This window comes from Halomonas sp. ATBC28, from assembly GCF_005937175.1.
Taxonomy (GTDB): domain Bacteria; phylum Pseudomonadota; class Gammaproteobacteria; order Pseudomonadales; family Halomonadaceae; genus Vreelandella; species Vreelandella titanicae.
On sequence record NZ_VCQL01000007.1, the window covers coordinates 208,444 to 227,261 of the forward strand.

Below are 18,818 nucleotides of genomic sequence, written 5' to 3' on the forward strand. Positions count from 1 at the left end.
ATAGGGCAGCAGGCAAATGACCGCACAAGAATCGCAGTGGTTGCAAAAGATTATTGCAACAGAAGAGTTGCACGTGCTCTTTCAGCCCATTGTGGATGCCAGCCAGCAGGCGATTTATGGCTACGAAGCACTGATTCGTGGGCCTAAAACATCGCCGCTTCACTCGCCGTTACGACTGTTTGAAGTAGCCACTCAGGCCGGAAAGCTGGTGGAATTAGATATACTCTGCCGACGGTTAGCCATCTACCGCTTTGCAGAGCTCGATCTGCCGGGCCTGCTGTTTCTTAACGTTATGCCGTTGACGATCGTAGAGCGTGATTTTCGTGAAGGCTTAACGCTTGGCTTTATTCGTGACAGCGGCTTGCCCCCAGAGCGGGTGGTGATCGAGCTCACTGAACACGTGCCAATCCACGACTACGAGCTAATGCGCCAAGCGGTGGATCACTACCGCACTATGGGCTTTCAAGTCGCACTGGATGATCTCGGTGCAGGGCACTCAAGCCTGCGTCACTGGTCAGAGCTGCGCCCCGATTTCGTTAAACTCGACCGACACTTTATCTCCGGCATTGACCAGGATCCTGCCAAGCGAGAGTTCCTGCGTTCGATTCTCGATGTGGCGCGTAGCCTGGACTGCCAAGTGATCGCCGAAGGGGTGGAGACCGCTGCTGAGCATCTTTGCTTGTGGGAACTCGACCGTGGGCTCGCACTACTACAAGGCTTCTATTTCGCCCGACCCAACCAGCAGCCGCCTTTAGAACTCAATATGGTGCTGCCAGCGAGCACCCAATTAAAAAGCCCTGCGGGTCGCACCACGCGCTCGATTTTACGGGCTACCGATGCCATAACGACGGATTGCGCAGTGCCGTATATCTCCGAGCGATTTCGCCAACAACCCAGCTTGCGCTGCGTGGCCGTGCTGGAGAATGGTAAGCCCGTGGCGGTGGTGCGACGCAACTCGTTTTTAACTCTATTTACCAACCCCTATAGCCATTCGCTTTATGCCAAGCGCCGTGTGCTGGACGTTGCTGATGCACGCATGCTGGTGGCCGAAGCGGATACTCCGCTTGAGATTTTGAGTCAGAAGTTGACCGACAGCCGGGATATTGAGCAAGAGGACTTTGTCATCGTTAACGCTAACGGAGACTACCTGGGGATGGGCAATATCGTTGACCTTTTGCGTGAGATTACCGCGATTCAGGTGCGCCAAGCGCGGCATGCCAACCCGCTCACCGGCCTGCCGGGTAATATCCTGATCAATGAAACACTGGCGGCTTATTTGGCCTCCGGGCATGGGTTTGCTGCGGCCTATGTTGACTTGGATAACTTTAAAGCCTTTAACGATGCCTATGGCTACGCCCGAGGTGACCACATCATCATTTCGCTATCGCGGCTGCTGCAAGCACAGGTAGAGAATGCCGGGGGCTTTATTGGCCATATTGGCGGCGATGATTTTATGATGTTGCTGCCGCTTGAGTACTGGGAAAGTGTTTGCCAGCAAATTCTGCACTCATTCGAGGTGATGGCACCGGGCTTCTATGAAGAGGCTGATCGCCTTCAGGGCGGGATTTACATCGAAAACCGTCAAAATAGAATGACGTTTTTTCCCTTTGTGAGCGTCTCGATTGCGGTAAAACCCATCCATGATACGACTACCTGCCAATCGCTGGATATCGCAGGCGAGCTTTCTGAGCTGAAGCATCAGGCGAAAAAAATTCCCGGTAACAGCCTGTTTGTAGAGCGCCGCGGTCACGAGGCTTTTCAAACTGCAGATTAACTGTCCTTCGCCAAAACGTCACGAAGCGGTCATATAAGTGCCCCATTTTTGTCATCTGGAGTCGTCAGGATGTTGTCATCTTTTAATAACTCTACAGAACGCTACAGGTGACCCATGCAGACATTATCCCTCTCCCGCACGTTAATCAGTGCCGCCGTTGCCAGTGCCTTCGCCTTGGTCGCAGTGAACGCCTCTGCGGATCTTTCATCGCGCTATGTGGATAACGATGGCGATATGGTCGCCGATGTCCCCAGCGATGAGTCTCAGTGGGTAGATCCGGATACTTTAGTGTTTGCCTACACGCCGGTTGAAGACCCCGCGGTTTACGCGGATGTCTGGTCTGACTTTCTGGATCACCTGAGCGAAGCTACGGGCAAAAAAGTCCAGTTCTTCCCGGTGCAGTCCAATGCTGCCCAGCAGGAAGCGCTGCGCGCTGGCCGTCTCCACGTAGCCGGTTTCAATACCGGTGGCGTCCCGGTCGCGGTTAACTGCGGTGGTTTCCGCCCCTTCGCCATGATGGCCGCGGAAGATGGCAGTTTTGGCTATGAGATGGAGATTATCACCTACCCAGGAAGCGGCATTGAAGCCGTTGAAGACTTGCAGGGTCGCCAACTAGCGTTTACCTCAGAAACCTCTAACTCTGGCTTCCGCGCCCCCTCTGCGCTGCTGCGCTCTGAGTACGGTATGGAAGCGGGGGAAGATTTTGAGACCGCTTTCTCTGGTTCTCACGACAACTCCATTCTCGGCGTGGTCAACGAAGACTACGACGCGGCGGCGATTGCTAACTCCGTGGGCAAGCGGATGATTTCCCGCGGTGTAGTTAACGAAGGTGATTACGAAATTATCTACACCTCACAAACCTTTCCCACCACCGCTTACGGGCTGGCGAATAACCTGAACCCGGAACTTGCCGAGAAGATTCAGGATGCGTTCTTCAGCTACGACTGGGAAGGCACGGCCCTCGAGTCAGAATTCGCCAACTCCGGCGAAGCGCAGTTTATTCCGATTACTTATCAGGATAACTGGGCGGTTATTCGCACTATCGCTGACGCCAACGGCGTGACCTACGACTGCGATTAATCTTTAAACAGTACCCCAATACGATCGGCCAGGAGGGCAACCTTCTGGCCGAACCGCTATGTAGATGAGGCACTTCCATGTTGACACTCACCGGCGTTGGTAAACGTTACCCTACCGGGGATCGAGCGCTGACGGATATTGAACTCACGCTGCCCAAAGGCCAAGTGATGGCGCTGATTGGACCATCTGGCGCGGGTAAAAGCACACTGATTCGCTGTGTGAACCGGTTGGTTGAGCCTACTCAGGGCAGCATTCGCCTGGACGGCACGGAACTGACGAAGCTCTCGGGACATAAGCTGCGTCATGCCCGCCGCTCCATGGGAATGATTTTTCAAGAGTATGCGTTAGTAGACCGCCTAACCGTGATGGAAAACGTGCTTTCAGGTCAGCTCGGTTACGTGGGCTTTTGGCGCAGCTTCCTGCGCCGCTACCCGCAGGAGGCTGTGATTGAAGCCTTCCGTCTATTGGAGCGAGTGGGGTTGCCGCATGCCATCGATAAACGTGCCGATGCCCTGTCTGGCGGCCAGCGCCAGCGGGTGGGTATCGCCAGGGCGCTCCTGCAAAGTCCTAAGCTGTTGCTGGTGGATGAACCCACCGCCAGCCTTGACCCAAAAACTTCGCGCCAAATCATGCGTTTGATTCGTGAGCTGTGCGCAGAGCGCGAACTGGCGGCGATCATCAATATTCACGACGTAGCGCTGGCCCAGCAATTTGCTGACCGCATTGTCGGCCTGCGGGCGGGTGAAATCGTCTTTGATGGCCTTCCCAGCGACCTCACCAGCGAGATCCTCACCACGATTTACGGTGAAGAGGACTGGGACACCACGCCTGAACCAATGGACGATGAAGTCAGCGGCGATGAGGCGACTAACACTGCTCCGATTAATCCTCCCTACGCGCGGGTGATGTCGTCAATCGAAGCGGGGGCAGCACGATGAGCGAGCATGCACGCCAGCAGGCGGCGCAGCACGGTCAGTGGCGGCGACTACCGCTAATTGACAGTCCCCGCTTGCGCTGGGGGCTCGCCATTGGTGCAGTGGTGTATCTGTCTTTAGCGCTTGCCTCGGTTGAGGTGAACTGGGAGCGGGTGGCGGAAGGCGCAGGCCGTGCGGTTAATTTTTTAGGCGCCTTTATGCAGCCCGACTTTGTCAGCCGCTACGACGATATCGTCGCGGGATTGCTGGAAAGTTTGACCATGACGCTCACCTCCACGGTACTGGGTGTGCTGCTGGCGATCCCCGTGGGTTTAGGGGCAGCGCGTAACATTTCACCACTGCCGATCTACTTTGTGTGCCGCGCGATTATCGCCGTTTCGCGCACGTTCCAGGAGATCATCATCGCGATTCTGTTTGTGGTGATGTTCGGCTTCGGGCCCTTTGCGGGCATGATTACTCTGGCCTTCGCGACGATTGGCTTTATGGCCAAGCTACTGGCGGAAGATATTGAAGATTTGGATTGGCGGCAGGTAGAAGCGGTACGCGCCACGGGCGCCAGTTGGTGGCAAACCATGAACCACGCCGTGCAGCCCCAGGTCATGCCGCGTTTGATCGGGCTCTCCATGTACCGTTTGGATATCAACTTCCGTGAGTCCTCGGTGATTGGCATTGTCGGCGCAGGCGGTATTGGCGCCACGCTGAATACCTCGCTGAGCCGCTATGAGTACGACACCTCCGCGGCGATTCTGCTGATTATCATCGCCATCGTGCTGCTGTGCGAGTACAGCTCAAGCCATGTCCGCCGCTGGACTCAGTAAACGCTGATTCAGTAACTGCTGGATCCGTAAGTTCTGGCCCCTTAATTTGTCGAGAGTTTAAATGCCTGTTTCCACTACACCCCAGGGTCAGCCGGTTTGGCGGCGGCGCACCACCCGCGCTCAATGGTTGCAGTACCTGGCTTGGCTGGCGGGTGTCAGCCTATTTCTGCTCTGCTGGAAGATGATTTCCGACAACACCATGTGGGTGTTTGTGGAAGATGCCGGCCGCCAGGGAGCAGATTTGATCAGCCGCATGACCCCTCCCGAATGGAGCTACGCCAATGTGCTCTGGAAGCCCATGTGGGACACCATCAATATCGCCACTTTGGGCACCGCGTTAGGGATTATGATGGCGTTTCCGGTGGCATTTTTAGCCGCCCGTAACACGACGCCGCATCCGCTGGTGCGCAGTTTGGCGCTGATGGTGATCGTTTCATCGCGCTCCATTAACTCGCTGATTTGGGCGATGCTACTGGTCACCATTCTTGGCCCCGGCGTACTGGCGGGGATTATTGCCATTGCCCTGCGCTCCATCGGCTTTGTGGGCAAGCTGCTTTACGAAGCGATTGAAGAGATCCATCCCACGCCCGTTGAGGCGATTAGCGCTACCGGCGCGAGTCGACTGCAGGTGATGAACTACGGCGTGCTGCCCCAGGTGATGCCCGCGTTCGCGGGGATTAGCGTTTACCGCTGGGACATTAATATCCGTGAGTCGACGGTGTTGGGCTTGGTCGGGGCAGGTGGTATTGGTCTGCAGTTGAATGCCTCGATCAATAGCCTCGCCTGGGATCAAGTTAGCGTCATCTTTATTATGATTTTCGCTACCGTGCTGGTGTCGGAGTGGATTTCCGCACGTGTGCGTCACGCGATTATCTAGTAATTGGTTTCCTAATCTACAAACTGCCTAGGTCGGCGAGGTTACCCCTATGCGCTTTCCTGAAGCCGAACAAACAACGATAGATTTACTGCGCCACGGCGAGCCGGTGGGCGGGCGTATGCTCCGCGGCTCCACCGACCATCCGCTGAGTGAAACCGGCTGGCAGCAGGTGACCGATGCAGTCATGAGGCAAACGGTCGACGGGCATTTGCCCTACGATGCGATCGTTACCTCGCCGTTAACACGCTGCCGTGAATTCGCCTTATGGCTGGGCGAGGAGTTTGATCTGCCCGTTCAGGTGGAAGACGATTTCGCCGAGTTGCATTTGGGGCAGTGGGAGGGCAAAACCCACGCCCAGGTGTTTGCCGAAGAGGGCACCGAGCGAATGAGTGCCTTTTGGTTCGATCCTGCCGCGGTGTCGCCGCCCGGTGGCGAAACCCTGCAAGCCTTTGACGCGCGATTAGCCGAGGCCTGGCAGCAGCTGTTAAGTAACCCGCCTGGCAAGCATGTGCTGGTAGTGGCGCATCTGTTTGTCTGCAATGGCCTGCTGCGCCAGGTGATCGAGCAGCCGCTTTCGCGGGTACTGGCAATGGATTTACCCTACGCGGCAATGAGCCGGGTGCGGCATGAACGCCATGCGCTGGGTGAAACCAGCTTTGTCGAGTGGATTGGCCGCTAACCATTGGCGGCTAGGCATGCTTTGCGCCATCATGAAAGCATGTTGATTTATTGGAGCGGCTGCCCATGCTACTGGTTCGCCTGTGGCCTCTACCTTGCGGGTTGGCACCTTCTGGAAGGTGGCTGCTTACCTGCCTGTTACTACTGGCACTAGCGGGTTGTGCCAGCCGCGATCTTACCCCCATTGAGGCGCCTCCTAACCGCGCAGGACTCTCTATGGAGCGTGCGCTGATTCTCTCCCATGCTCAGCAGGCCATTGGCACACCGTATCGTTTTGGGGGAAATACGCCCGATGGTCTGGACTGCTCTGGCTTAGTGGAAATGACCTACCGGGCGGCGGGTATTCGTGTTCCGCGTTCCGCCGATGAACAGTTTCGTGCCTTGCCACAGGTGAAAAAACCACGCCCTGGTGATCTGCTTTTCTTTGGCGACCGTCGCAAAGCGACCCACGTAGGAATTTATCGTGGCAACGGCCAAATGATTCATGCACCTGGTAAGGGCCGTGCAGTAGTCAGCGTGCCGTTAGAGATCGATTACTGGCAGGCGCGCTTTTTGGGTGCCGCCAGTCCAGCGCCTTAAGGGGCGCTCAACTCAGCCGCTTGGTAGGCCGGAAAATCCGTCAGACTTTATGACTTGAATCAATATAGAGTTCCTCACACGCCCTATACTCGCGCCGCTTGTCGTTATTTCATCCCCTAAAATTAATCATATTTTACTAAACGGCAAAGTGCGGCAGACTTAGCTAAACGCGTCAGCTGATGCGGACAACAATAATTGAGCACGCCGCTTACCCCAACGACGCTATATATTTGAGGCTAAGCTATGAAAACTATCGTTAACCGCATGTCGATGCGGTTTAAATTTGCCTGTGTGTTGGTGCTCCCCTTGCTTGCCCTGGCTTGGTTTGCTGCGCAAGGCATTATGGAACGGCGCGCGACGGTGCAGGAGTTCGATCGTCTGCACGCCTTAACCCAACTGGCCCAACGTGCCGGTGACGCCGTGCACCAAATGCAGCTTGAACGGGGTATGACCGCTGGTTTTTTGGGCAGCGAAGGCGAAGCATTTGGCAACCGACTACGTGAGCAGCGACCCAACACCGACGCCGCTGTGCAGGCTTTCCAAACTCAGCGTGATGCCTTGGATTCAGCGCTGTTAACGCCTGCTGCCCAGCAACGACTCAACGAAATCGACGCCCAGTGGCAGCGCCAGGCAGCCTTGCGCAAACGTGTCGATGACCTGGATATGGCGATGGGCGATGCGTTAAGCCACTACACTGGCATCAACGGCCAACTAATGGCCTTTGTGGGTACGCTGTCGCATCTCACCAGCGAAGGGGGTATTGCTCGCCAGCTAAGTGCCTACTACCAACTGCTGGAAGCCAAAGATTTAGCGGGGATTGAGCGGGCTCTGCTTTCCAATGCCTTCGCCAGCGACGGCATGCCCGACGCTACGTTACGCCGTTTCTTGTCCTTGCTGGGCGAGGAACAGGCATTCTTGACAAGCTTCCGCCTGTTGGCTGGAGATGAAAGCCGCGACCAGCTTGACCAGGCATTGAGCGGTGCAGAGATCGAGCGTCTCTTGGCTCGGCGCGAATTGGCGATCAGTCAAGCGCAAGCCGGCGGTTATGGTGTCGACCCGGAACAGTGGTTTGAGTGGCAAACGGTGAAAATTGCCCGCCTTAAAGCGTTAGAGGATAGCGTGGCAGATACAGTGGTGGCCCAGACTGTCGCGCTGCGTGAGTCGGCCCAACAGGCACTTTGGCAGTATGCGGTAATTGCGCTCGTGGCCAGCTTGATGGCGATTGTCGCTGCCGTATTGATCGTACGCGTCATTACCCAGTCGCTTAACCAAGCGCTAACCAGTATCGCGACCCGGGGTAGCGATTTGACACAGCGCTTAGTGGTGCCGGGTAGCGATGAGTTATCAAAGCTATATCAGGCGTTTAATGAATCGTCGGAAGTTACTGAAGCGCTGGTCGCTGACGTTAAGCGCAATGCGCAGTCGGTGGCGGTGGCCAGCAATCAAATGGCGCAGGGTAATCAGGATCTTGCCCAGCGAACCGAAGAGCAGTCCGCCTCGCTGGTGCAAACCGCGTCGAGCATGGAGCAGATCACCGCCACGGTGCGCCAGAGTGCTGAGAACGCGCAGCAAGCCCAGCAGATGACCGGTGAGGTGGTTCAAGAGGCAAAAGAAGCCACCGCAGTCGCTTCTCAAACCCAGGCAGCCATGCAGCTTATCCTGCAAGCCAACGAGCAGGTGACTAGCATTGTGGCGACCATCGATAACATCGCTTTCCAAACCAATTTGCTGGCGCTTAATGCCTCGGTTGAAGCGGCGAGAGCCGGTGAGCATGGGCGTGGTTTTGCGGTGGTTGCCGATGAAGTACGCAAATTGGCTAGCCGCAGCGCCCAGGAGGCCAGCCAGATTCGCCAATTGATCGATAATAATGTGACCAAAATTTCAGAAGGCGAAAGCCTGGTGACTACCACCAATGAAGCTCTGGGGCGGATTGCTCAACGGGTAGGGCAAATGGCAAGCCTGATGGATGAAATGGCGTCGGCTACCCATGAACAGTCGGCGGGTATTGAGCAAATTAACCGTGCCATGGCCCAGTTAGAGGAGGTGACTCAGCAAAACGCTGCATTGGTTGAGGAAATGGCCGCGGCGAGCCGCTCTCTTGATGATCAGGCCGATGATATGACCCGCAAAGTGAGCGATTACCAAGTACGCGATACGGCGTTGGCCACCCAGCGTTTAGCCCTCTCTCCCGCGTAGCTTACCTGCCATTATATTGAGCAAACTCTTTAACTAATTACCTCGTCAGCCGATAAGGTACTTTGTAGTGCAAAGTACCTTCGCCGTCATAGGGTGTTATTATGCCTAGCAATACTACTGTCTTCATAATAACGGCTCTATATAACAACGAACCTATATAGCGACGGCTCTATAAAAACGACGAGGAGAGCAAAGACATATGTATGAATCCTTGAATTTATCGAAGGAACAGTCTTTGTCTCAACAGCACTCCCAGCCATCGCCTTCACTGCCCCGCTCGAATGCGATGCCAACGGCATCTGTAAGCCATGCGGCGTCACCCGCTGAATCGGTATTTAGTTACGCCAACGAAGCGATCATTATTACTGATGCGGAAAATCGGGTGGTGGAGGTGAACCCCGCTTTTTGTGAATTAACGGGGATTACGCAGGGCGATGTACAGGGCAAAACACCAGAAGCGTTCAGCATTTTACCGCTGGACGATAGCCGCACCACGCGGTTGATGCGGGAAGAGCTGCAGTTGCGTGACCGTAGCAAAAGCCAGGTGAGCTACCGTAGTCACGATGGCCAGTTTTATCCCGGCATGATGTCGATCAATCGTGTGCGCAATGAGCACGGCGAGATCGATCACCATGTGATTGTGCTCGCAGATCTTTCGGCCATTCCGGCCCATGCCCGCCACCTTAATCGAGAAGTCTACTTTGATGCCCTCACGGGGCTACCCAACCTGCAACTGCTGACGCAGTTGATTCAAGAGTCCATGCAGCATGCAGAAGCCAAGCAGCTCCCCTTGGCGGTGTGTTCGCTGGATATCGACTTCTTCAAAAATATTAATGACCGGCTGGGTCCCACCGTAGGCGATGCGCTGCTGTCTTCTTTTTCACAGCGCATCAGCCATCTGCTGTTTGGCGATGACGTGCTGGCGCGGGTGGGTGGCGATGAGTTCGTGCTGTTACTGCACCACGGTGTCGACGATGACTTTTTCGAGAAGTTGCTGGGCTCCATTCGACAACCGATGATGATTGAGGGCCAGAGTGTTCATCTGACGGCGAGCCTGGGGGTTACGCTCTACCCTAATGACCACGTTCAGGGCGATGTGCTGCTGCGGCATGCCAATCAGGCCATGTATCGTGCCAAACAGCGTGGCCGCGACACGTTCCACCTGTTTGACCCTAACCATGACCGCTTGCTGCAGGTGCGCCATGAGCAGCGCCAGCGTTTTATTGATGCCCTCACTCACAATGAGCTGTGCCTTTACTATCAGCCCCAGGTCGATATGCGCAGTGGCAAAGTGGTCGGTCTAGAGGCGCTGATTCGTTGGCAGCACCCTGAAGATGGGCTGCTGGCACCTGGGCAGTTTTTACCCATCATCGATACCACGCCGTTGGAGGTGGATCTTGGCGAGTGGGTCATTGAACGAGCGCTGCGTCAGTTGAGTGAGTGGCAAGTTCAGGGCATCGCGCTGCCGATCAATGTGAATATAAGCCCTACGCATCTGTTAGTGAGTGATTTTAGCCAGCGGCTTGGCGAGTTATTGGCACGCTACCCTGATGTACCGCCCGTAATGCTCAAGCTCGAAGTGCTGGAGAGCGCCGCAATGCACGATATCCAGGCTGCGCTGCAAAATATGGCGCGCTGCCAGTCGCTGGGGGTGAGTTTTGCTATTGATGATTTTGGCACCGGGTTTTCGTCGTTAACCCATCTGCGGCAGTTGCCGGTCAGCCTGATCAAAATTGATCAGAGCTTTGTCCGCGATATGCTCACCGATCAGGATGATATGGCGATTGTAGAAAGCGTCATTTACATGGCTAATCGCTTTAAGCGGCCCATGCTGGCAGAGGGGGTAGAAACCTTAGACCATGCCAAAGCCTTGATGGCGCTAGGCTGCGATTTAGCCCAAGGCTATGGTATTGCGCGGCCTATGCCCGCCGAGGCATTACCTACCTGGTTGGCAAATTGGCCTAGCCGTGAAGAGTGGAGCTCTCTTGCGCTAGCGGACAATTAAGCGGCTTGTTCCTCTGAAGGTTGCTCGTTAGCGGCTGATTCATCAGCAGAAGAAGTTGCCTCGGCGCCGTTGCTGCGGGCTTGCTCCATTTCACTGCGCTGCATGGACGCTTCGAGCTTGGCTTCCAACAAGTACTGACGCGCTTGGGCAGCCACTTGATGATCTTTGGGAGAGGGATCTGCAGGCGCCATGGCTGCGGCGATCACGGTCTGCATTTTTTCGATAGTGGCTTGGGGGTCATTGGGTACCGGGCCATAATCGATCGGTACTTCTCCCGCGACCGCGTAGCGCTTGCCATCGGGGCCAACTTCATATTCGTAGCTGGCGCCGCCTGCATAGGCACCGCCCACGGTTTGGTGCGCCATCTCGTGCTGGCGAACTTCGCGGTCGTTCTGTTTAAGCTGGTCTAGTAGCCGAATCTCATCCGGCGCCATGGGCGTACCGTCAGCCCGTTTGGGGCCAGCCTCGGCACTGCTGCTCTCTTCACTAGCACTAGTCGTTTTTGGGTCGTCGGTAGACGCCGTATCTTCTTCTAGAGCACGGCCTTTAGCGGCTTGCTCAACGCGCGGGGACATTGTATTCGCTGAAGGGTACGTCCCGGCAGCGTGAGAAACAGTGCTAATGGAAGAAACGGCCATAGGTCATTACCGACTAAGTACGAGTTGGGATACCATGAAGTATTAGCGAGCAACGCCGACAGTGCAAGTTTGCGCTGTGCGATGCCAACACTTTTCTGACACGATGCCAGCCTATGCCAAGTCTATCCCTGCCCTATGCAAACCATTGATGTGGTCATTAATCTTAATTATGATGAATGTCTAGCCCATTACGAAGGGCGTATCGCCAACGTGCGAACCCGCAGCGTAGATGGCCGTTGGGTGATATTTCCCGCCGAAGCAATTCGGCGGGTGGTGGGCCGGGACGGTGTGCGCGGCATTTATCGATTAAGTTTTTCTGAGCAGGGCCGATTTATTAGCATTGACCCCTTAACCGGACGTTGAACCGCCTATGCACCGCCATGGAACACCGATCACTTTAAATGACCTCATTTATTCCATTATTCCTAATTTAAACAGTGCTGAAAAGTTAGTTTTCGCTACGTTAGAAAGCTTGATCGAAGCCGCTTCAAATCCTTTGGACATCCTTAAACGCACCGATCAACGCCAAGCGTTTGGTCTGGAAGTTCATCGTATTCGCATCAACCTGGAGCACCTGCTCGACCGTTACCGCACCGAGTTAGAGGCTGTGCTGCGTAGCGAAGGTGAGTATACCGGCCCGGTAGTAGAGCCCGACGCCCAAGAGGCCGATGCCATTCGCAGCGCTGTGGATATCTATGTTCATGTATGCGCCTTTCAGCGCGGCGAGCGCCCCCACCCTGTGCCTGGGCGCGAATCCATGTCGCGCCAACGGGTATAGCGAATCATTCATCACATGGCATCAACATTGCTTGTATAATGTGCCAATTGGACTTTCAGGGTTATCCCCTTGAAAGCAAACAGCCTGCCTACCCGGCGCTGGCTGTAGACACATTAGGAGATATACCATGTCTGCCTCACCCGTCACGTTGATGGTGGCTCGTCGCGTTGAGCACGGCCGCTACGCCGATTTTAATCGTTGGCTTAATGAAGGACGCGAACTGGCGGCCGACTTCGCTGGCTACCTCGGTTCTGGCGTACTGTCGCCACCGGCTGATGACGATGAATACCAGATTATATTCCGCTTTAGCAGCAGCGAGACCTTAGCCGCTTGGGAGCACTCCGCTTCACGGCATGCGTGGTTGGCGCGTGGTAAAGGCTTATATGAGGCGCCCCATGAGCACCGGGCCACCGGGTTGGATGCGTGGTTTCAAACCGGCAGCAGTGCACCGCCGCGCTGGAAGCAGGCCGTGGCTGTCTGGCTGGCTTTCTTTCCTATCTCGCTGATCTTTCAGTTCGTGTTCGGCGGCGTATTGGCCGATTGGGCGTTGCTGCCGCGGGTGGTGGTGAGCACCCTAATGCTGACGCCAGTGATGGTATTTGTGTTTATTCCGCTCTCTATGCGTTTACTTGCGCCCTGGCTGCAAGGTAAGTGGTCACCGCTGGATCTGCTGGCGCGTTGGCGCCATGCGCACCGTTTATAACGCACCTAATTAATAAGCATTAATTTTGACGTTGCGTTGATACTAATGCTCCTATGATGATGGGCTTTATGGTACTAAGCTAAATGTGCCATTAGAAAAGGAATACGTGTCGCCAGTGCAATGCTGGCGCGCAACTCAGCCCCACGGAGTGTTTATGATCCACGTTCACCATCTGGAAAAGTCTCGTTCGCATCGCATCCTGTGGCTACTTGAAGCCCTTGAACTGGACTACGAGTTGGTGGTTTACCAACGCGATGGCAAAACCCAGCAAGCGCCAGATTCGCTGAAAAAAATTCACCCGCTGGGTAAATCTCCGGTGATTACCGACGGCGATTTTACCGTGGCCGAATCAGGCGCCATCATAGATTACCTTGTTCAACGCTATGGGCAGGGGCGCTGTCAGCCTCCCATCGATGATATGAGTGCGTGGGTGGACTACCGCTACTGGTTGCACTATGCCGAAGGGTCATTAATGCCGCTGCTGGTGATGCAGCTTGTGTTTAGTCAAATTCCCAAACAGTCGCCCTGGCTGATTAAGCCACTGGCTAAGGGAATTAGCGATACGGTAAGCAAGCGCTTCTTAGCACCGCAGCTTAAACAGCACCTGAACTTCATAAACCAGCACTTGTTGGCGCAGGGTAATTTTGCCGGGCCGTGGCCCAGTGGTGCTGATATTCAAATGAGTTTCCCGTTACAGGCCATGGCCGCCGTGCAGTCGTTGGAAAAGTATCCTGCCATCGCTGCGTTTGTGTCACGTATTGAAAAAGACGCTGCCTGGCAGCGAGTGGTCGAGCGGGCAGGCCCGTTGACCATGCCTGGTCAGTGAACAGCCACTATGTACTATTTTGCCTCGTCTGCAGCTCTTCCGGCGGAGCTTCTGCGCAGCATTGACAGCTACTTGGGGCGATGGGGCATCGCCTTGCTGCTTGTGTTCCTTCTTTTGGCGCTGCTGGGCAACCTGTTGCTCAAGCGGCGCATGCAGCATAACCGGGCGTTACTGCAATCCAATAAAGAGATGCTGGCGACTATTCTGGATAGCGTCGATGCCTTTATCTATATCAAATCCCCAAGCTTGGAGTATCAATACGTTAATCGCCGCATGAGCGATCTATTTGGCCTGCCAGCCGACAAAATTATCGGTAAGCGCGATGCGGCGTTTTTTGATGCCGGGAGCGCTGCGGAAATCAACCAGGTTGATCGCAACGTATTAGATTCGGGGAAAAAAGTAACGGTAGAAGAGAGCAACGTTTTGCGGGGTGAAAGCCGGGTAAGAACGTTCTTATCGATTAAAATGCCGCTTTCCATGTCCCCTGGCGCACCTCCCTCCCTGTGCGGTATTTCGACCGAACTGACTGACTACCTCGAAATGCAGTCACGCACCCACTACCTGGCCTTCTATGACTCGCTAACCGGGCTGCCCAATCGACGGCTACTGATGGACTCCTTAACGGCAACCATTGATCATGATGAGTGGGCCACATTTTTCAGTGCGGTGCTGGTGATCGACCTGGATAATTTTCGCTTAGTGAATGATATTCAGGGCCATGAGAGCGGTGACCAGCTTTTGGTCAGCGTGGCTGAACAGCTACGCCAGCGGCTTGACGAAGAGGTAACGCTGGCCCGCTTCAGTAGCGATGAGTTTGTGGTGCTGATCAAGAACCTGGGCGAGGAGCAAAAAGACGCCGCACTAAAAGCCGAGCGTGTGGGGCGGCAACTGCTGGAAGTCATTGCTCAATTAAGAAGCAGTCACTCGTTACCGATCAGTGCCAGCATTGGCATTTCGCTGTTTACGGGAGCTGGTGAGTACAGTATGGATAGCGTGCTGCAACAGGCAGATATGGCGTTGCAGCAGGCGAAAAGCGCGGGCGGCAATACGCTGCGCTTTTTTAACAGCGAAATGCAGACCAGCGTATTGGAACGGGCCAGTTTAGAAGCTGATTTGCATCAGGCGCTCAAGCGCAACGAGCTGGCGCTGCATTACCAAGTGCAGGTCGACCATCAGGGCGTGACTACCGGCGTTGAAGCGCTGCTGCGGTGGTATCATCCTCAGCGTGGCTGGGTATCCCCCGCAACGTTTATCCCGCTTGCGGAAGAGAATCGGTTGATTGTGCCGATCGGTTACTGGGTGCTGCGGTCAGCTTGCGAGCAGCTAGCGAAATGGTCTCATCAACCGGCCTATGCGCCGTTAAGTATTTCCGTCAACGTGAGTTCAGTGCAGTTTCAGCAGCCGGAGTTTGTACGTGATGTTGAAGAGCTATTAGCAGAAACCCTGGCGCCGCCGAACCGCTTGGTGCTTGAAGTCACCGAGAGCCTGTTGATGCACGAGCCGGTGAGGGTGCGTAGCACGATGTTGAAACTGCGTGCTAGGGGGATTCGCTTTGCGTTGGATGACTTTGGTACCGGTTACTCATCGCTGAGTTACCTGAAGCGCTTACCGCTGGATGAATTGAAAATTGACCAATCGTTTATTCGCGAGCTGCTGACCGATAAGACAGACGCAGCGATTGTCGATACCACGATTCTACTTGCGGTAAGTTTAGGCTTAACCGTGGTCGCGGAAGGAGTGGAGAAAAAAGAGCAGTTCGATTGGCTAAGAGGCCACGGCTGTTACCGCTATCAGGGCTATCTATTTGGCCGCCCGACACCCATTGAGTATCTTTTCGAAAGCTATTAAACGGCTATACCAAAACCCCTTTCCAGCACGCTGAAAAGGGGTAAAGAGATACAAGGAAAAGAAATAGTGCCATCTATTTCTCTTTTGATCGGGCTTAGCTGAAGAGCGCAAAGCTCTCAGCGTTGAGCCACATATGCACCAGAATACTGGCGATGTAGCCGAGCAGAATAACCGGCGACCAGCGCAAGTGGCCCATAAAGGTATAGGAGCCCCTTGCCTGACCCATGACCGCCACACCGGCCGCGGAACCAATCGATAGCAAGCTGCCACCAACGCCAGCGGTTAAGGTAATCAGTAGCCACTGGCCGTGGGACATATCGGGCTCCATGGTCAGCACTGCAAACATCACCGGAATGTTGTCTACCACGGCCGAAACAATGCCTAATACAATATTGGCAGCAGTCGCGTTCCAACCGGTATACAGCGCTTCCGACAGCAAGCCTAGATAGCCCATGAAGCCAAGCCCGCCAACGCACATTACCACCCCGTAGAAGAACAGCAGTGTGTCCCACTCAGCCCGGGCAACGCGGTTAAAAACATCAAACGGCACCACGCTACCCAGTTGCGCCAGCTTACGGTTATCACCTTCACGGCTATACCGCTCGCGCTTGCGCTCCAAGGAGCGGGGCAGGCTGCGGCGCAGGTAGTAACCGAAGAACTGCAAGTAGCCAAGGCCGGTCATCATGCCCAACACCGGGGGTAGATGGAGCACCACGTGACACAGTACGGCGGTGACAATCGTTAGTAAAAACAGCAGCACAATGCGCCGGGCGCCACGCTTCATCCACACATCTTCATAAACACTTGCGGGTTTTTCATCCTTGATAAACAGGCTCATGATGCATGCTGGAATCATGAAGTTGACCAGGGCGGGGAAGAACAGAATAAAGAACTCCTGGAACTCCACCATGCCCGCTTGCCATACCATTAGAGTGGTGATATCGCCAAAGGGACTAAACGCACCCCCCGCGTTGGCGGCCACCACGATATTGATACAGGCCAGGTTGATATAGCGCTGGTTGCCTTCGGCCACCTTGGTCACCACCGCGCACATCAAGAGTGCGGTGGTAAGGTTGTCGGCAATGGGGGATAACACAAAGGCGAGACCGCCGGTCAGCCAAAAAAGGGTTCGGTAGTTAAACCCTTTACGCAGCATCCAGGAACGCAATGCATCGAAGACCCGACGCTCTTCCATGGCATTGATATAGGTCATGGCCACCAGCAAGAACAGCATCAGCTCGGTGAACTCCAACAGCGTGACGCGGAAAGCGTACTCAGACGCGTCCGACATGCCGTTTTGGACATACACCCAGCCGATGAGGCTCCAGATGATACCGGCTGCCACCAACACCGGTTTAGACTTGCGCATATGGATCTTTTCTTCCGCCATGACTAATGCATACGCCAGGACGAAAATCGCAACAGCAAAAAAGCCAACGGTAGAGGTGGTTAGATCTAGTTCACCGGTCACTGCAAATGCACTGGGACTTACGCCTAATAGTAAGGCCGCTAACAAAAAAAGCCAGCGACGATATAATCGAGGCTGGCAAGAGGGTTGGCACAACGTAGGCATGTGACGTTCTTCCTCATGGTTAAGTTGTCAGGAGTGGTATAAAAGCGGCCTCATTTTATCAGTCTATATTGCGCCGCAATACCTTATTAAAACGAACGGAAGTAGTTCTTCTTAAGGTAATAGCATCTTTTTTTAGGAAATTAATCTTTTAGGTAATGGTAAATCGTGCAGTAATAGTTTTATAAAAAAGTTAATAGCGGTTTAAGAATTATACTATTGACGCATAGCATTGTTGAAAAAGATTCAGAATTTATATCTTTTTAAGCTAATATTAGATGTCAATAAAACACCCTGGAGGGCATGGGGAGGGCGACCGCGGAGAGTGCCTGTCCGAGGGTAGTCGTGCTATTTTAATGCGCGCCACGCTCTCAGCTTGGTCATATAACAACTGGGTAAGATAAAAACGAGGCCGATTAGAAGTGGCCGCTGGATACGTTGAGGAATATAACGATGCGCAATCCCTTTCGCTCCCTACACCGCACGCTTTTCGTCTCGGCTACTACGTTAGTGCTGACAAGTGCCGCCTTCTCCGCCCACGCAGAAACGCGTGTGACCTATAAATCGGCTTCAGCGGGTACCGCTTATTATCAAATGGGCGTAGAACTCTCAGAAGCGATTCGCCAGGGAACCGATGACGCTATCATCCTTACCCTGGAAGAAAGCCAGGGTTCGGTACAGAACGTGATGGAAGTCATGGCTCGCCAGGGCAACTATGTATTTACCACGCCGCCCGCGTTAGTCGATCAGGCCATGGGTGGGGAGGGAGCCTTTGCCGAGCGTCAGAATCCGCGTTTTCAAGAGATCCGGGGGTTGTTCCCGATCCCCTCTATCACCATGCACTTTGTATTAGCGGGTGATGACGGTGTGACCGATATTTCCACGCTGGAAGGCAAGCACTTATTGATTGGTCGAGGCACCTTTGGCGCCCGTGAAGCGGCTCGTTACCTGGAACTGTTTGGCCTGGAAGAGAGCGTGAAAATTGCCGATGCAGCGATGGGCAGCGGCCCCGATGCACTTAAAAACGGCCAGATTGATGGCTTTGTGACCGCCAGCTCCTTCCCCTCACCCAATGTGATTGAGACAGCCGCCAGCATGCCGGTGACCTTGGTTAGCCTGACTGACCAACAAATCGAGCAAACGGGAGCGCCACGCCAAACGATCCCCGGCGGCACTTATCCCGGCGTGGATAAAGACGTTGAAACCACATCGCTACCGGTGATCGCCTACACCACAACGTATATGGACGATGACACCGCCTACACGCTGACCAAAACGTTTTGGGAACGCCGCGACGCCATGGCTGAAGAGGCGGCGTGGTGGAGCAGTATTAGCCCTGATATGTTGGAAAACATGACCGGCACGCTTCACCCAGGTGCGCTGCGTTACTACGAGGAAGCGGGTATCGAGGTACCTGACGCTCTGCGCTAGCCGTTTTCTTCCATTATCCATCTTCTTGCTGCCACGGTGCTTGCGCTGTGGCAGTCCTGTATTGATACAGTATTGATAGGCA

Annotated in this window: 17 protein-coding genes; 15 read left to right on the top strand and 2 right to left on the bottom strand. The window is 54.6% G+C overall.

The annotated features are described in order from the left end of the window. Window positions 1-16: 16 nt before the first annotated feature. The 9 genes from E0L35_RS10400 to E0L35_RS10440 all read left to right on the top strand — a co-directional run bounded on the left by E0L35_RS10400 (window position 17) and on the right by E0L35_RS10440 (window position 10,942). On the top strand, window positions 17-1,774 hold the full coding sequence (locus tag E0L35_RS10400; protein WP_138800228.1) for a bifunctional diguanylate cyclase/phosphodiesterase: 1,758 nt from the start codon (window positions 17-19) through the stop codon (window positions 1,772-1,774). Between the two features lie 114 nt (window positions 1,775-1,888). Further along, window positions 1,889-2,854 carry a phosphate/phosphite/phosphonate ABC transporter substrate-binding protein gene (gene phnD / locus E0L35_RS10405; protein WP_138800229.1) on the top strand — a complete coding sequence of 322 codons (966 nt, stop codon included), beginning with the start codon at window positions 1,889-1,891 and terminating at the stop codon, window positions 2,852-2,854. Between the two features lie 77 nt (window positions 2,855-2,931). Next, window positions 2,932-3,792 carry a phosphonate ABC transporter ATP-binding protein gene (phnC, locus tag E0L35_RS10410; protein ID WP_041158978.1) on the top strand — a complete coding sequence of 287 codons (861 nt, stop codon included), beginning with the start codon at window positions 2,932-2,934 and terminating at the stop codon, window positions 3,790-3,792. Beyond that, window positions 3,789-4,607 carry a phosphonate ABC transporter, permease protein PhnE gene (gene phnE / locus E0L35_RS10415; RefSeq protein ID WP_041158979.1) on the top strand — a complete coding sequence of 273 codons (819 nt, stop codon included), beginning with the start codon at window positions 3,789-3,791 and terminating at the stop codon, window positions 4,605-4,607. The genes phnC and phnE (E0L35_RS10415) overlap by 4 nt, the downstream gene beginning before the upstream one ends. Window positions 4,608-4,668: 61 nt before the next feature. Then, complete coding sequence (phnE, locus tag E0L35_RS10420; protein ID WP_022520751.1) at window positions 4,669-5,484, top strand: phosphonate ABC transporter, permease protein PhnE; 816 nt, start codon at window positions 4,669-4,671, stop codon at window positions 5,482-5,484. 49 nt (window positions 5,485-5,533) lie between these two features. Beyond that, window positions 5,534-6,163 carry a histidine phosphatase family protein gene (locus tag E0L35_RS10425; RefSeq protein WP_027958201.1) on the top strand — a complete coding sequence of 210 codons (630 nt, stop codon included), beginning with the start codon at window positions 5,534-5,536 and terminating at the stop codon, window positions 6,161-6,163. A 65-nt stretch (window positions 6,164-6,228) separates the two neighbouring features. Beyond that, window positions 6,229-6,741 (top strand): C40 family peptidase, encoded by a 513-nt coding sequence (locus E0L35_RS10430; RefSeq protein ID WP_022520749.1) that lies wholly within the window; start codon window positions 6,229-6,231, stop codon window positions 6,739-6,741. A 243-nt stretch (window positions 6,742-6,984) separates the two neighbouring features. Continuing rightward, window positions 6,985-8,937 carry a methyl-accepting chemotaxis protein gene (locus E0L35_RS10435; protein ID WP_138800230.1) on the top strand — a complete coding sequence of 651 codons (1,953 nt, stop codon included), beginning with the start codon at window positions 6,985-6,987 and terminating at the stop codon, window positions 8,935-8,937. A gap of 235 nt (window positions 8,938-9,172) precedes the next feature. Beyond that, a complete protein-coding gene (locus E0L35_RS10440; RefSeq protein ID WP_039860044.1) occupies window positions 9,173-10,942 on the top strand; it encodes a GGDEF domain-containing phosphodiesterase in 1,770 nt (589 codons plus the stop codon). Here E0L35_RS10440 and E0L35_RS10445 read toward each other — a convergent pair. Continuing rightward, on the bottom strand, window positions 10,939-11,517 hold the full coding sequence (locus tag E0L35_RS10445) for a putative metalloprotease CJM1_0395 family protein (RefSeq protein WP_235270528.1): 579 nt from the start codon (window positions 11,515-11,517) through the stop codon (window positions 10,939-10,941). The genes E0L35_RS10440 and E0L35_RS10445 overlap by 4 nt on opposite strands. A 198-nt stretch (window positions 11,518-11,715) precedes the next feature. On the opposite strand from E0L35_RS10445, the gene E0L35_RS10450 reads away from it, so the two are divergent. The 5 genes from E0L35_RS10450 to E0L35_RS10470 all read left to right on the top strand — a co-directional run bounded on the left by E0L35_RS10450 (window position 11,716) and on the right by E0L35_RS10470 (window position 15,735). Next, window positions 11,716-11,943 carry a DUF2835 family protein gene (locus E0L35_RS10450; RefSeq protein ID WP_022520746.1) on the top strand — a complete coding sequence of 76 codons (228 nt, stop codon included), beginning with the start codon at window positions 11,716-11,718 and terminating at the stop codon, window positions 11,941-11,943. Between the two features lie 7 nt (window positions 11,944-11,950). Continuing rightward, entirely contained in the window at window positions 11,951-12,358 is a 408-nt protein-coding gene (locus tag E0L35_RS10455) for a hypothetical protein (RefSeq protein ID WP_022520745.1), read from the top strand. 127 nt (window positions 12,359-12,485) lie between these two features. After that, entirely contained in the window at window positions 12,486-13,061 is a 576-nt protein-coding gene (locus E0L35_RS10460) for an antibiotic biosynthesis monooxygenase (RefSeq protein WP_009287898.1), read from the top strand. Between the two features lie 154 nt (window positions 13,062-13,215). After that, window positions 13,216-13,887 carry a glutathione S-transferase gene (locus E0L35_RS10465; protein ID WP_022520744.1) on the top strand — a complete coding sequence of 224 codons (672 nt, stop codon included), beginning with the start codon at window positions 13,216-13,218 and terminating at the stop codon, window positions 13,885-13,887. Between the two features lie 9 nt (window positions 13,888-13,896). Next, on the top strand, window positions 13,897-15,735 hold the full coding sequence (locus E0L35_RS10470) for an EAL domain-containing protein (RefSeq protein WP_022520743.1): 1,839 nt from the start codon (window positions 13,897-13,899) through the stop codon (window positions 15,733-15,735). Between the two features lie 94 nt (window positions 15,736-15,829). On the opposite strand, the gene nhaD is transcribed toward E0L35_RS10470, so the two are convergent. Continuing rightward, the gene (nhaD, locus tag E0L35_RS10475) at window positions 15,830-17,308 is read right to left on the bottom strand and encodes a sodium:proton antiporter NhaD (RefSeq protein WP_138800231.1); all 1,479 of its coding nucleotides are present in this window, start codon (window positions 17,306-17,308) and stop codon (window positions 15,830-15,832) included. A gap of 450 nt (window positions 17,309-17,758) precedes the next feature. On the opposite strand from nhaD, the gene E0L35_RS10480 reads away from it, so the two are divergent. Then, entirely contained in the window at window positions 17,759-18,736 is a 978-nt protein-coding gene (locus E0L35_RS10480; protein WP_027958208.1) for a TAXI family TRAP transporter solute-binding subunit, read from the top strand. The last annotated feature ends 82 nt before the right edge of the window (window positions 18,737-18,818 follow it).

Bases quoted from the DNA above. Each gene is read 5' to 3' on its own strand.
- E0L35_RS10400 (WP_138800228.1), top strand. From the start codon at position 17: ATGACCGCACAAGAATCGCAGTGGTTGCAAAAGATTATTGCAACAGAA.
- phnD (WP_138800229.1), top strand. From the start codon at position 1,889: ATGCAGACATTATCCCTCTCCCGCACGTTAATCAGTGCCGCCGTTGCC.
- phnC (WP_041158978.1), top strand. From the start codon at position 2,932: ATGTTGACACTCACCGGCGTTGGTAAACGTTACCCTACCGGGGATCGA.
- phnE (WP_041158979.1), top strand. From the start codon at position 3,789: ATGAGCGAGCATGCACGCCAGCAGGCGGCGCAGCACGGTCAGTGGCGG.
- phnE (WP_022520751.1), top strand. From the start codon at position 4,669: ATGCCTGTTTCCACTACACCCCAGGGTCAGCCGGTTTGGCGGCGGCGC.
- E0L35_RS10425 (WP_027958201.1), top strand. From the start codon at position 5,534: ATGCGCTTTCCTGAAGCCGAACAAACAACGATAGATTTACTGCGCCAC.
- E0L35_RS10430 (WP_022520749.1), top strand. From the start codon at position 6,229: ATGCTACTGGTTCGCCTGTGGCCTCTACCTTGCGGGTTGGCACCTTCT.
- E0L35_RS10435 (WP_138800230.1), top strand. From the start codon at position 6,985: ATGAAAACTATCGTTAACCGCATGTCGATGCGGTTTAAATTTGCCTGT.
- E0L35_RS10445 (WP_235270528.1), bottom strand. From the start codon at position 11,517: ATGTCCCCGCGCGTTGAGCAAGCCGCTAAAGGCCGTGCTCTAGAAGAA.
- E0L35_RS10450 (WP_022520746.1), top strand. From the start codon at position 11,716: ATGCAAACCATTGATGTGGTCATTAATCTTAATTATGATGAATGTCTA.
- E0L35_RS10455 (WP_022520745.1), top strand. From the start codon at position 11,951: ATGCACCGCCATGGAACACCGATCACTTTAAATGACCTCATTTATTCC.
- E0L35_RS10460 (WP_009287898.1), top strand. From the start codon at position 12,486: ATGTCTGCCTCACCCGTCACGTTGATGGTGGCTCGTCGCGTTGAGCAC.
- E0L35_RS10465 (WP_022520744.1), top strand. From the start codon at position 13,216: ATGATCCACGTTCACCATCTGGAAAAGTCTCGTTCGCATCGCATCCTG.
- E0L35_RS10470 (WP_022520743.1), top strand. From the start codon at position 13,897: ATGTACTATTTTGCCTCGTCTGCAGCTCTTCCGGCGGAGCTTCTGCGC.
- nhaD (WP_138800231.1), bottom strand. From the start codon at position 17,308: ATGCCTACGTTGTGCCAACCCTCTTGCCAGCCTCGATTATATCGTCGC.
- E0L35_RS10480 (WP_027958208.1), top strand. From the start codon at position 17,759: ATGCGCAATCCCTTTCGCTCCCTACACCGCACGCTTTTCGTCTCGGCT.